General features: G+C 72.6%; 11 protein-coding genes. 6 read left to right on the plus strand and 5 right to left on the minus strand.

Annotated elements, in window-relative coordinates:
• Positions 1 to 4 precede the first annotated feature (4 nt).
• From ACZ4VK_RS23025 to ACZ4VK_RS23050, 6 genes are read left to right on the plus strand one after another with little or no spacing between them, the layout of a single operon-like run.
• Positions 5 to 1,054 carry a cupin-like domain-containing protein gene (locus ACZ4VK_RS23025; RefSeq protein WP_468354896.1) on the plus strand — a complete coding sequence of 350 codons (1,050 nt, stop codon included), beginning with the start codon at positions 5 to 7 and terminating at the stop codon, positions 1,052 to 1,054.
• A 2-nt stretch (positions 1,055 to 1,056) separates the two neighbouring features.
• On the plus strand, positions 1,057 to 2,418 hold the full coding sequence (locus tag ACZ4VK_RS23030; RefSeq protein ID WP_468354899.1) for an MFS transporter: 1,362 nt from the start codon (positions 1,057 to 1,059) through the stop codon (positions 2,416 to 2,418).
• Complete coding sequence (locus ACZ4VK_RS23035) at positions 2,415 to 2,609, plus strand: MbtH family protein (protein ID WP_468354902.1); 195 nt, start codon at positions 2,415 to 2,417, stop codon at positions 2,607 to 2,609. Before ACZ4VK_RS23030 ends, ACZ4VK_RS23035 begins: the two co-directional genes overlap by 4 nt.
• Positions 2,610 to 2,618: 9 nt before the next feature.
• Positions 2,619 to 3,371 carry a thioesterase II family protein gene (locus tag ACZ4VK_RS23040; protein WP_468354905.1) on the plus strand — a complete coding sequence of 251 codons (753 nt, stop codon included), beginning with the start codon at positions 2,619 to 2,621 and terminating at the stop codon, positions 3,369 to 3,371.
• A 2-nt stretch (positions 3,372 to 3,373) separates the two neighbouring features.
• Positions 3,374 to 4,240, plus strand: a complete 867-nt coding sequence (locus tag ACZ4VK_RS23045; RefSeq protein ID WP_468354908.1) for an alpha/beta fold hydrolase — start codon at positions 3,374 to 3,376, stop codon at positions 4,238 to 4,240.
• Positions 4,241 to 4,265: 25 nt separating this feature from the next.
• Complete coding sequence (locus tag ACZ4VK_RS23050; RefSeq protein ID WP_468355335.1) at positions 4,266 to 6,596, plus strand: M28 family peptidase; 2,331 nt, start codon at positions 4,266 to 4,268, stop codon at positions 6,594 to 6,596.
• 128 nt (positions 6,597 to 6,724) lie between these two features.
• Here the strand turns inward: ACZ4VK_RS23050 and ACZ4VK_RS23055 are convergent, their stop codons facing one another.
• The 5 genes from ACZ4VK_RS23055 to ACZ4VK_RS23075 form a co-directional block, all read right to left on the minus strand.
• Positions 6,725 to 8,305 carry an aldehyde dehydrogenase family protein gene (locus tag ACZ4VK_RS23055; RefSeq protein ID WP_468354911.1) on the minus strand — a complete coding sequence of 527 codons (1,581 nt, stop codon included), beginning with the start codon at positions 8,303 to 8,305 and terminating at the stop codon, positions 6,725 to 6,727.
• A gap of 59 nt (positions 8,306 to 8,364) precedes the next feature.
• Complete coding sequence (locus ACZ4VK_RS23060; protein ID WP_468354914.1) at positions 8,365 to 8,925, minus strand: RNA 2'-phosphotransferase; 561 nt, start codon at positions 8,923 to 8,925, stop codon at positions 8,365 to 8,367.
• A gap of 141 nt (positions 8,926 to 9,066) precedes the next feature.
• On the minus strand, positions 9,067 to 9,996 hold the full coding sequence (locus ACZ4VK_RS23065) for a MerR family transcriptional regulator (RefSeq protein WP_468354917.1): 930 nt from the start codon (positions 9,994 to 9,996) through the stop codon (positions 9,067 to 9,069).
• Positions 9,997 to 10,088: 92 nt separating this feature from the next.
• A complete protein-coding gene (locus ACZ4VK_RS23070) occupies positions 10,089 to 11,921 on the minus strand; it encodes an SDR family oxidoreductase (protein ID WP_468354920.1) in 1,833 nt (610 codons plus the stop codon).
• Complete coding sequence (locus ACZ4VK_RS23075; protein ID WP_468354923.1) at positions 11,921 to 12,766, minus strand: M24 family metallopeptidase; 846 nt, start codon at positions 12,764 to 12,766, stop codon at positions 11,921 to 11,923. The genes ACZ4VK_RS23070 and ACZ4VK_RS23075 overlap by 1 nt, the downstream gene beginning before the upstream one ends.
• Positions 12,767 to 12,926 lie beyond the last annotated feature (160 nt).

Here is a 12,926-nt window from a genome sequence, read left to right on the forward strand (position 1 = left end):
CGCCATGACCATCGAATCGACCGAGAAGGACGAGACCGTCGCCGGGACGATCTTCCCCGAGGCCACGGTGAAGACCGACGCGATCGACCGGATCCACGCGCCCTCCCGCGAGGAGTTCACGCGTGAGTACGTCTACAAGCGCAAGCCCGCCGTCATCACCGGCCTGATGGACTCCTGGCCGGCCATGGAGCGCTGGAACCTCGACTACTTCCGCGAGCACTTCGGCGACCTGGACATCCACGCCAACCTCCAGCGGCTCGACAACGAGCTGATCCTCGGCAACGTCGGCGGCTTCCGCGGGATGAAGCTGGCGGCCCTGCTCGACGAGATCGAGAAGAACACCGACCCCGGCCGCGCCTTCTACCTGCGGGCCTACCCGGTGCACCGGATGGTCGAGCACTTCCCGGGCCTCGAGGAGGACTACGACCTCCCCGACCTGGCGCCGAACTGGGCCGACATCCGGTTCAAGGCGGACTGGCGGACCGGCACGGTCAACCCGGCCAGGCTGCTCGGGCTCTACCTCGCCAAGACCTTCCTCAACCGCGGTGGCGGCAAGGGCGCCCCGCGCGCGACCGTCTCCTCCCGTGTCGCGGCCGTGATGTTCGTCGGCAGCAAGGGCACCGTCACCCCCTTCCACAGCGACGGCATGCAGACCGCGGCGTACCTGAGCCAGGTCGTCGGCCGGAAGCGCTGCTACTTCGTCTCCCCCGACCAGCACGCGAAGCTGTACCCGCGCCCGTTCCGCCGCCAGTTCGGCATGGCGCAGGTCGACTACCGCCGGCCCGACCTGACGCGCCACCCGCGCTTCAAGGACGTGGTCGTGGAGGAGACCGTCCTCAACCCGGGCGAGACGCTGTACGTCCCCAGCGGCTACTGGCACGCCATCGAGGCCATGGACACCTCGATCTCGTACAGCCACCAGATCGTCGGCGAGGACAACGCGCTCGGCTGGCTGACCTGCATCCCCGAGCGCTACCTGGCCCAGCTGTACTTCAAGTCCCAGGGCGGTCTGCGCAATGTGACCGGCGCCAAGGACTGGGACGACTGGGCCTGACGGTGAGCACACCTGCGAGCACGGCGGCCTCGGCGAGCCCGGCCGCCCCCGGCAGTACGGCCGCCCCCGGCGGCGAGAGCAGCGCCGCCCCCGTGGGCCCGGCCGCCCCCGGCGGCCGGAACCTGCTGCGGGACCGCGACTTCCTGCTGTTCGCGGGCGGCCAGGGCACCTCCGCGCTCGGCGACGCGCTGAGCAAGACCGCCCTGCCGCTGCTGGTCCTGGCCCTCACGGGATCGGGTCTGCACATGGGCCTGATCGCCATGCTGACGGCGCTGCCCATGATGCTCATCGGCGTCCCCGCGGGCGCGTGGGCCGACCGTTTCGACCGGCGGCGGATGATGCTCTGGTCGGACGTCGGGCGGGCGGTCCTCGTCGCCGCGGTACCGCTGGCCGCGGTGCTCGGCCTGCCGGTGCTGCCGGTGCTCTACGCGGTCGCCGTGCCGATCGGTGTGCTGTACGCCGTCTTCGAGGCGGCCTGCCTGTCCTGTGTGCCCTCGCTCGTCGGCAGGGAGCGGCTCGGCGAGGCCAACTCGCTGCTCTCGATCGGCAACGCGCTCGGCTACATCGTCGGGCCGGCCCTCGCCGGCCTGCTGGTCACCGGCATCGGCGGGACCGGCACCCTGGCGGTCGACGCGCTCACCTTCGCGGTGTCGGCGGCCACCCTGATGCTGATCCGCCGCCCGCTGCAGAGCGCGCGGGAGCACGAGCCCGCGCCGATGCGCCGGCAGGTCCTGGAGGGCTTCCGGTTCATCGCGGGGCACCGGCTGCTGCGGGCGGCGCTGCTCTACTGGGCGGCGGTCACGTTCTTCACCTCGCCGATCATCATCTGCGCGACGTACTTCATCCGCGAGGACCTCGGCTGGTCGCCCGGCGTGCTCGGGTCGATCATCGCGGTGTACGCCGTCGGGGCGATCGGCGGCGCCGTGCTCGCCTCACGGATCAAGGAGGCCTCGGTCGCCGTCCTGTGCGGCGGCACGGTCCTCGGGAGCGTCGCGCTGCTCGTCCTGAGCGGCACCAGGTCGCTGCCCCTCGCCCTGGGGGTCGTCCTGCTCGCGGGCGCCGGCGAGTCGCTCTCCGCGATCCTCTACAGCACGCTGCGCGCGCGGCTCACCCCGGACGAGCTCCTCGGCCGGGTGACCACGACCGCGCAGGTCGCCGCGTTCAGCCTGAGACCCCTGTCCGTCCTGGTGGCCGGCATCGCCCTCGAAGCGACGTCCGGCGCCGCGACCCTGGCCGTGATCGCGCTCGCCTGCATCGCGATCAGCGCCGTCTTCGCCGTCCGCGTCCGCGGGCTCTCGACGGCACCGGAGCCCGATCCCGCTTTCCCCCCGACCACCCTCACACCCGAAGAGGTAGCGCGATGACCGTGACCACCACCGCAGAGACCCCGTACATCGTCGTGGTCAACGACGAGGAGCAGTACTCGATCTGGCGCACCGACCGCGAGCTGCCGGACGGCTGGACGGCCGACGGGCCGTCCGGCAGCAAGGACGAGTGCCTCGACCACATCGAGACGGTGTGGACCGACATGCGTCCGCGCTGCGTCCGGGGCTGACCGGCCGTCATGACCCTGCTCAGACGGCTCAGCGCCGGTGAAGGAACCAGCCGGATCGTCTGCCTCCCGTACGCGGGCGGCAACGGGACGGTCTACGAGGGCTGGACCGCGTGGCTCCCCTCCGACGTGGAGCTGTGGGCGCCCGACCTGCCCGCACGCGAACAGCGGATGCTCGAAGCGCCCGTGGAGGACATGGAGGTGCTCGTCGCCGCCCTGGCCGACGAACTCGCCTCGGACGCGCGGCCGACCAGCCTGTTCGGGCACAGCTTCGGCTCGCTCGTCGCGTTCGAACTGGCCCGCCGGCTCCAGCGGCGCTCGCTCCCCGTGCGCTGTCTGGTGGCGTCCGGGATGTCGGCTCCGCAGACGCTGCCGGTCAGGCCCGTGCCGACGGACGCCGAGATCCTCGCCAACCTCCGTTCGCACGGGGTGGCACCGGCGGAGTTCTTCAAGCAGCCGGACCTGCTGGAGCTCGTCATGCCCGGCCTCCGCGCCGACTACCGGATGGCCTACGGCTATCAGTACCGGGACGGCGAGCGGCTGTCGGCCCGGGTGTTCGCCCTGGGCGGCACCGACGACCCCGGCGTGCCCGCCGAAGGCCTCGCGGCCTGGGCGGATCAGCAGTCCGAGGGCGACTGTCCGACCCGGATGTGGCAGGGAGGCCACATGTATCTGCTGAGTCACGCCGAAGAAGTCGCCGCGTACGTGATCAGCTGCCATGAGCAGCGAACGCAGCAGCGCATTCAGCAGCCGATCGAAGGATGACCATGGAAACGCGCACGATCACCGTCCCCGGCGGTTCCCTCCGTACCGTCAGCGAGGGCACACCGGCCGGCCCGGCCGCCGTCCTCGTCCACTCCGGCATCGCCCACTCCCGGATGTGGACCCCGCTGATGGGCGCCCTCGCCGACGAGATGCACGGCATCGCCTACGACTGCCGCTGTTTCGGCGAGTCCACGACGACGCTCGACGGCGAGTTCTCCGACATCGACGACCTCGCGAGCGTCCTCGACGCCTACGGGCTCGAGTCCACGTTCCTCGTGGGCGAGTCCCGGGGGGCGCGGCTCGCGATCGACTTCGCCCTGGCCCGTCCGGAGCGGGTCAGCGGCCTCTTCCTGCTCGCCCCCGACATCTCCGGTTTCGACAGCCCGGTCGCGGACGACGAACGCCCGCTGCTCGACGCCGTCGAGGCGGCCGAGGAGGCCTGGGACGACGCCGAGGAGGCCGACACCGCGCAGGCGGTCGAGGAGCTGATCGCCCACGAGGTACGGCTGTTCGTCGACGGCCCCGGCCGCGAGGCCGCGCCGGAGCGGGCCGCCGTACGGGAGGCGGTCGCCGACATGCTGCGGCTCAACTACCGGCAGCAGAAGGACACTCCGGACTTCGTGAAGGCCGAGCCCGCAGCCGGACGCCTGGAGAAGCTCGACATCCCGGTGCGGGTGCTGGTCGGCGACCGGGACACCTACGGCATGCGGGCCATGGCCGAGGAGATCGAGCGCGTCTGCCCGCAGGCCCGGCTCGTCCGGGTCCCGGACGCCGCGCACGCGCTCACGCTCGAACACCAGGACACCGTCGTACGCGAACTGCGCGCGTGGCTGCGGGAGACGCGGCAGACGCCGCAGTCGGCGGAATAACCATGGAAAGGGTCATGCGGTGAGCATGCTGAAGTCCCGGCCGCGCGCGGTCGACGCGCCTCCGTCCGCACCGCCGCCGGCGGGCGCCCCGCCGTCCCGGACCGGCGCGGCGCGGTTCGCCGGCACCTGGGCGGTCGTGGGTCTGCTCCTGGTCGTGGCGTTCGCGCTGGCGCACTGGGCGACCCGCCCCGCGCCCGACCAGGAGGCCGGCCGCGCCGCACTGGCCACCACCCAGCGCCTCGAGGACCTCGGCCCACACGTCGCCGCGAGCCCGCAGCTCGCCGAGGCGCTGGACATCGTCTCCCACGACCTGGAGGCGATCCCGGGCCTCGAAGTGGAGCGGCAGCGGGCCTCCGGCTCGTACCGCTTCCACGACCGGGCCATCGACTACGACGTCGAGAACGTGATCGCCCGCCAGCCCGGCGACTCCGCCGACGCCCTCCTGGTGAACGTCCACGTCGACTCGGCGATGGAGGGGCCGGGCGCCGCCGACGACGGCATCAGCGTCGGCGCGGTGCTCCAGGCCGCACGGCAGCTGGCGGGACAGGACCGCCACCGCACGGTGATCTACCTGTTCAACGGCGGCGAGGAGGTCGGCCTCACCGGTTCGGACGCGTTCACCCGGCACCCGTGGGCGGCGGACGTCCGCTGGTTCCTGAACCTGGAGGCCGTCGGCTCGGGCGGACTGCCCATCCTCTTCCAGGCGGGCGAGGACGACGGCCGGCTGATCGAGCTCGCCGGCAACACCGAACGGCCCTACGGCTCCGTCCTCGGCCAGTGGCTGTTCCAGGCGGGTCTCATCAACTCCGACACCGACGCCCGGGTGTGGCGCGCCCAGGGCTGGTCGGGCCTCGACTACGCCCTCTTCGAGGACGGCTACCGCTACCACACGCCGAACGACCGGGTCGCCGGGATCGGCGAGGGCTCGGCGCAGGCGATCACCGACCTGACGGTCCGGTTCGTCTCCGACGTGACGGGGTCCGCGGAGCTTGGCGAGCGGAAGCCCGCCCCCTACTACTTCGACGTGCTGTCGCGCTGGTGGGTGACGCTGGACCCGCTGCTCACGAAGATCGGCACGCTCGTCCTCCTCCTCGCCCTGGCCGCGCTGACCCGGCGGGCCTGCCGGGTCTGGGACGTCCGGCGCGGCCGGGTCGCCGCCACGGCGGGCGCCGCACTCCTCGGGCTCCCGGCGGCCGTGCTCACGGGTCTCGTCCTCGGGGTCGCCCAGTCCCTCGCCGGCCCGCACTCCTGGTTCGCGCACCCGTGGCTGGTCCACGCGGTGACGCTGCCGCTCGTCGTCCTCGGCGCGCTTGCCCCCCAGCTGCTCCTGGAGCGCGGGCGCCGCCGCCGCGCCCCTGACGCAGCCACCGGGCGGCCGGCGGCGGCCCGTACCGCCCTCCTCGGCAACGCCTGGGCGGTCGCCCTGCTCGGGTCGGTCACCGCCTGGCTCGGCGTCGGACCCGGCTATCTGCTGTGGATCGCGTCCGCCCTGCTCGTCGTGTCGGTCGGCGGCTTCCTGCTGCTGCCGGGCCGCTGGCGCGCGGTGCCGCTGCTCGTGAGCGCGTTCGTGTCGTTCGTCCTCATCGCCCAGTTCACCCGGAACCTGTTCGAGCTCGCGGTCCCGATGATGGGCCGGCTGCCGACCGCCGTCCCCCTGGACGCGGTCCTCGCCGTGGCGGGCGTCCTGGTCGCCCTTCCGCTGGCGCTGATCCTCGCGCCGTTCGCGGTGTACGCGGGCAGGCCGCCGCGCCGGTCCTGGCTCGTCCTCGCGGCGTACACCGCCTGCGGTCTCCTCGTCGTCGGCCTCGTCTCGCCGTACGACAGCGCGCACCCCAAGCTGGTGGAGCTCTTCCAGGAGCAGGCCGGTGGCCGGACCGACGGCGGGAGCTCACGGATCGTGCTCGAGGGCCGTGACCACCTCACGCCCCAGAAGCTGGGCGTCGTCGACCAGGTGGCGCGCGACACCGGCCTCCGGGCCGACGACGGGGCGCTCACCGCGCGGAAGGTGTCCGTGCCGGAGGGGACCGTCTCCTTCGACACGGCCGGTACGACCGCGCCCGTCCGGGTCAGCATCGGCGCGCACCGCGCGGAGCTGATCAGGATCACGGTGACGGGCCCCGGCCTCTCTGTCGGCGGCCGGTCCTTCGCGGGCGGCGAGGCGGTCATCGACGTCGTCGGCCGCTTCGGCGGCCACACGGTGACCGTGGAACGCTCGGGTCCCGTCGAGATCCAGGTCGACCAGGTGTTCCTGGAGACCGGGGAGGACGCGAAGCGGGCCCTGGCGGCGCTGCCGGACTGGACCGTCGGCCACGCGCAGACGGTCGTCCAGAGCCACTGGGCGGACGGCGGCCGCTGAGCGGGAGTACCTGAGCGGAGAAGGGTCACGGCCGAGGCGCCGACGGAGGGGGTACGACCCCACCGTCGGCGCCTCGGCTCTTCGGCGTCTCCGCGTCTCGGCGCGTCGGCGCGTCGGCGTCTCCGCGTCTAGCGGGCGCCGTCCGTCCATTCCGCCGGAAGCCGGTACGTCAGGTCGGCCTCGACGGTCGCCACATCCATCTGGGCCTTCTGCAGCGAGCCGGAGAAGTCCCAGTTCATCGACTGCCAGCGGGTGAACTGGTCGAGCACCCACACGCCGGACTGGCGGCTGCCGTTGCCGGACTTGCCGTTCCCGCCGAACGGGAGGTGGGCCTCCGCGCCCGAGGTGGAGTTGTTGACGCTGACCATGCCGGCGCCCACGCCCTGCCGGAAGCGGAACGCGGTGGCGGGGTCGCTGGTCCAGACGGCGGCGGACAGCCCGTACCCCGGGGTGTTGGCCAGCTCGATCGCCTCGTCGAGCGTCCGGTACGTGGTCACCCCGACGATCGGGCCGAAGGTCTCCTCAAGGAAGATCCGGTCCGTGCGGCGGACCCCGTCGACGAGGACCGGGTGGTAGTACAGGCCGTCCGAGGGGTCACCGACGAAGCCTTCCCGGGGCGACTCGGCCGTGATCCTGCCGACCGCCGTCGAGCCGAGGACCGTGTGGTGGTCGTCGATCCAGCTCAGCGCGGTCTCGTAGGTGCGCGCGAACTTCTCGTCGAGCAGCGGGCCGTAGACGACGCCCTGGGACGGCTCGCCCACCGGCGCGGTCCGCACCGCCTCGGTGAAGCGGCGGACGAACTCGGCGTGCACTTCCTCGTGCGCGATGACGGTGCCGAGGGAGGTGCAGCGCTGGCCCGCGGTGCCGTAGCCGGAGAAGAGGGCGGCCTGTACGGCCAGGTCGAGGTCCGCGTCGGGCGCGATGACCATCGGGTTCTTGCCGCCGAGCTCCAGGCACGGCGTCTGCAGGTGCCGGCCGCACAGCTCGCCGATCCGGCGGCCGACCGCCGTCGAGCCGGTGAAGCCGACCTTGTCCACCAGACCGCGGGACAGAGCGGCGTCGAGCCCGGCGAACGTGGTCTCGCCGTCGGCGTAGACCAGGTTGAGGACACCGGCAGGGACGCCCGCGCGCCAGGCGAGTTCGGCCAGGGCGCGCGCGGTCGCGGCGGCGTACTCGGCGGGCTTCCACACCACCGCGTTGCCGCAGAGCAGGGCCGGGGCCAGGTACCAGGACGGCACCGCGACCGGGAAGTTGCCCGCCGTCACGATGACGGCGACGCCGACGGGCGTCCGGAAGGTGAACAGCTGCTTGTCGGGCATCTCGGACGGCACCGTGTGGCCGTACAGGCGCCGGCCCTCGCCGAGGAAGAACTCGCAGGTGTCGATGATCTCCTGGACCTCGCCGAGCGCCTCGGCGTATGTCTTGCCGACCTCGCGGGTGACAAGGCGGGCGAGGCCCTCCTTGTTCTCCTGCACGAGGCGCCCGAAGGCTCCCACGACCTGGCCGCGTACGGGGGCCGGGACCCGCGCCCACGCGCGCTGCGCCTCGCGGGCCACCGCGCAGGCGTCCTGGAAGGTCTCCGCGTCGGCCAGCCGGACCTCGGCGACGACGTCGCTCAGGAGCGCCGGGTTCCGCGAGGTGTGGGTGACGCCGTCCCCGGCGGTCTCCTTGCCGTCGATCACCGAGTACAGCGCAGTCGGAGCCGCCACTGGGACTTCCTCTCACCATGTCGAATGCGGCCGCGAGTATAGCTCCGGCCGGGGAGAGGTCAGTCCGGGAAGCGCAGGAACTCCGGGGGGACGGCGTCGGCCAGCCAGACCCCGTTGGCGCTGACGCGGAAGACGTGTCCGGCCCGGTGCATGGCGCCGGCGTCGACGCTGAGCACGACCGGCCGGCCGCGCCGCGCGCCGACCCGGGTCGCGGTCTCCCGGTCGGGGGAGAGGTGCACGTGGTGGCGGGCCATGGGGCGCAGCCCCTCCGCCCGGATCGCGGGGAGCCGGGCGGCGACCGTACCGTGGTAGAGGTACGCGGGCGGTTCGGCGGCCGGCAGGCCGAGGTCCACGCCGACGGTGTGGCCCTGGCTGGCGCGGATGCGGCCGCCCTCGACGGCGAAGCGCTTCTTGTCGTTGGTCGCGACGACGTGGTCGAGCTCCTCGCGGGTGATCGGGAAGCCGTGCCGGGCGGCGGCGGCGAGCAGCGTGTCGATCTCGGTCCAGCCGTGGGCGTCGAGGACGAGGCCGATGCGCTCGGGCTGGTGGCGCAGATGCTTGGAGAGGTACTTCGAGACTTTCACCGTGCGGCGCTCGTCCGGCGGTTGGTGTCGGGTCATCCGGTCAGGATGCCGGAGCCGGGACCGTCCGACCATCGAATTCGGGCGGGCAGGTTTGGTCCACAGCCAACCCGACTTATCCACAGGCAGCTTGGCGATTCTGTGGATAACACACCTTGCTCTACGGCTGAATTGAGCAACTTAATCATTTATGGGATGACTTGCGGTAAGAGCATCCAAGGTCCTTTTGTGCACCTCTCGCTCGGTGGCGGCGGCGACGAAGGACGCGACGCCCTCCGGGCCCACCAGGCCCTGAACCGCCCGTACCGTCGCGGCCGGAAGGGTCACCGCGCGCGGCTCGTCGTCCCGCGGCGGCGGCGCGTCCGGCGACAAATGGAGCTGGAGATGGCGGGTGGCCAACAACTGCATGGCCCGTGCCAGTTCGGCGTCCACGGTCTGCTGGGCGAGCGGCCGCAGCCGCCGCACCATCGTCGCCGCCTCCGCCGCGTCCGCGTCCGTCGGCGGCCGGTGCTCCAGATAGCGGGCGAAGACGTACTCCGTCGTGAACTCCAGGAAACGCGAGGCGATGTGCTCGACCTGCCCGCGAAGTTCCTTCAGATGCCCGGTGATCGCAGCCAGCGGAACCCCCGCCGCGTACAACTCGGCGGCCACGGCCAGCTCCTGGGGACTGGGGACGAGGTACTCCTCCGTCTCCCGGTCCGGGATCCGCTCCAGTACGCCGAGCTCGACGGCCTCCCGGACGGCCGCCTCGTCCGGTGTGCCGCCGAAGCGGGCGTCCAGTTCCGCGCGCGAGATGCGGGCCGCCTCCTCGTCCGTCCACGGCCCGTGGACCTCCGCGACGAGACCGAGCACCCCGCCGAGCCCCCGGCCGGTGTCCCAGGCCTCCAGGAGCTCCTTGATCGAGGCCAGGGTGTAGCCCCGGTCGAGGAGGTCGGCGATCTGCCGGAGCCGCGCGAGGTGCGCGTCCCCGTACACGTTCGACCTGCCCCGCCGCTCCGGGCGGGGCAGCAGACCGCGGTCCTGGTAGGCGCGGATCGTCCGGACCGTGGCCCCGCTGTGATGGGCGAGGTCCTCGATCCGGTACTCCGGCTGTGCTGACTGCTCGGACAAACCCGCTCCCGCCGACCGCTCGCTCCACCCCGCCAGCGCGGGGCCCCTCCTGGTAGGGATCGTACGACCGCCACCGGCCCGGCCCCACCGACCTACGACGGCGGCTGCCAGCGCGCGAGGGCCCGGAGCGCTCCCGGGCTCAGCCGGGACAGGAAGTGGGCGCCCTTCGCCTCCGGGGTCACGGGCACGACGGCCCGGTCGTGCAGGACCGCCCCCAGGATCGCGTCGGCGACCTTCTCCGGCGGGTAGTTCCGCAGGCCGTACAGTCTCGACGCCTTCTTCTGACGCCGCCTCTCCTCCGCCTCGTCCGTGACCCCGGCGAACCGCGCGGTCGCCGTGATGTTGGTGTTGACGATGCCGGGGCAGATCGCGGAGACCCCGATGCCCTGGCCGGCCAGCTCGGCGCGCAGGCACTCGCTGAGCATCAGCACCGCCGCCTTCGACGTGCTGTAGGCGGGCAGCGCCCGGGAGGGCTGGAAAGCCGCCGCGGACGCCGTGTTCACGATGTGGCCGCCCTGGCCGCGCGCGGTCATCTGCGCGCCGAAGACGCGGCACCCGTGGATCACCCCCCACAGGTTGACGTCGAGGACCCGCTTCCACTCCTCGCTCGTGGTGTCGAAGAAGGAGCCGGTGAGCCCGATGCCCGCGTTGTTGACGAGGACGTCGACGGTCCCGTACTCGCTCGCCACCTTCGCCGCCAGCTTCTCCATCGCCTGCTCGTCGGCGACGTCGACGGTCTCGCCCCAGGCCTCGGGGGCGCCGATCAGCCGGGCCATCCCGGCCGTGCGGACGGCTCCCTCGGTGTCCCGGTCCACGGCCACGACCCGGGCGCCGGCCTCCGCGAAGGCGAAGGCGGTGGCCCGTCCGATGCCGCTGGCCGCCCCGGTGACGAGGACCAGCTGGCCGCCGAACCGCTCCGCGTACTCCGGCTTCACCCCGCGCCGCGCCGCCGTCGCCCTGACGGGCCGACGGGAACCGGGCGCCCGGGACGCCTGCTCCTCGTTGGCCCGGACGAACGCGCCGATCCACGCGGACAGCTGGTCCGGCCGGGTGCGCGGCACCCAGTGCTTCGCGGGCAGCGTGCGCCGGGTCAGGTCCGGCACCCAGCTGCCCAGGTCGTCGTAGAGCCGTTCGGAGAGGAAGGCGTCACCGGTCGGCGTGATCAGCTGCACGGGCGCGTGGGCGTACGCGTCGGGGCGCGGCCGGGAGAGCCGGGCGCGGACGTTGTCCCGGTAGAGCCAGGCGCCGTGCGCCGCGTCGCCCGGCAGCGAGGGCGTCGGGTAGTCACCGGCCGGCACCTTCTCCATCCGCTCCAGGATCCGCGGCCAGCGCTTGCCGAGGGGGCCGCGCCAGGCGAGCTCAGGAAGGACGGGCGTGTGCAGCATGTACACGTACCAGGACTTGGCGCCCTGGCCGAGGAGCTGGCCGACCCGGCGCGGGGTGGGCCGGGTCATCCGCTGCTTGATCCAGTGCCCGAAGTGGTCGAGGGACGGCCCCGACATCGAGGTGAAGGACGCGATCCTGCCCTCGGTGCGCCGGACGGTCACGAACTCCCAGGACTGCACCGAGCCCCAGTCGTGGCCGACGAGGTGGACGGGCCGGTCCGGGCTGACGGCGTCGGCGACCGCGAGGAAGTCGTCCGTCAGCTTCTCCAGGGTGAAGCCGCCGCGCAGCGGGGCCGGCGCCGTCGAGCGACCGTGGCCCCGGACGTCGTACAGCACCACGTGGAACTCCTCGGCGAGCCGGGTCGCGACCTCCGACCACACCTCCTTGGAGTCCGGGTAGCCGTGCACGAGGAGGACCGTCGGCCGGTCCGGCTCGCCGAGCTCGGCCACGCACAGCTCGATCCCGCCGGTCCTGACCCGGCGCTCCCGCGCGCCCTTGAGCCCCGCCGGCCCCGTCGTCGTGTCGTCGCGCCCTGCCATCAGACCGCCCCCTCGTTCCAGCGCCGCACGTGCGGCAGATCGTCGTCCAGCCAGAACGCGCTCTGCTCGGGGTCCCGGGAGTCGGTGACGACCAGGATCTCCTCGAACTTCGCGCCCGTCCCCCGGAATCCGAGGTGCGGCTCGACCGCCCACAGGCCGGGCTGCGGCGGGTGGTCGGAGAACGTGTACGGCGACCAGAGCGGCGACCAGCCGTCCCGGTGGCCGCGGAGGGCGTCGCTCGCGAGGCCCTTGAGGGCCTGGGTGCCGAAGCCGAAGAGCGTCGGGGACCAGCGGCGCTCCTTCACCCGGTCGATCTTGTGGGCGATGACGCCGAAGGGATAGGCCCGGTGCCGGTTCGCGTACCCCTGGCGGACCATGAGTCGGTCCACGTCCTCGTAGATCTCGCGGAGCGTGCGGCGCTCGCGCACCTCGCGCAGGATCAGCTCGCGGTGGTCCTTGAGGTCGGCGAGCAGCTTGTCGTGCAGGGGGTCGAGCCCCAGACAGCCGCTGTACCCGATGTCGGCCGTGAACCCCTTGTGGACCGGGGCCATGTCGAGGATGAACGGCATCCCCGGCTCCAGGCGCCGGTTCGTCGGGAAGAACTGCAGCGGGACCTTGAAGTCCACGAAGGCCGTGCGGTCGCCGAACCAGGCGAACGGCCGGTGGAACCAGTCCCGCACCCCCCGCTCGTACAGCCACTCCCGCTGCATCCGCGCCGCCTCGCGCTCGGTCACACCGGGCTTGAGCTGCGCCGCGACGGCCTCCGCGCAGGCGTAGGAGAGCCGCTGTACTTCCCTGAACCCCCGCAGCTCCGCGGAGAGTTCCCCTGTCACTGCCGAGGCCATGCCACCCGCCGTCCTGTGTGAGCGTCTGATCGCACTACGCGTCCGTAACCTGCCATCGATGAATGTGACAATGCCCGGCGGCTACGTCAAGGGGTCGAGCGTGAGCCTGTGGAAAAGTCCGGTCCGCCGCCGCGCGGCCCGGCCTGTGGAAAAAGACTTT

The sequence above is a fragment of the Streptomyces sp. NPDC028711 genome, assembly GCF_055565415.1.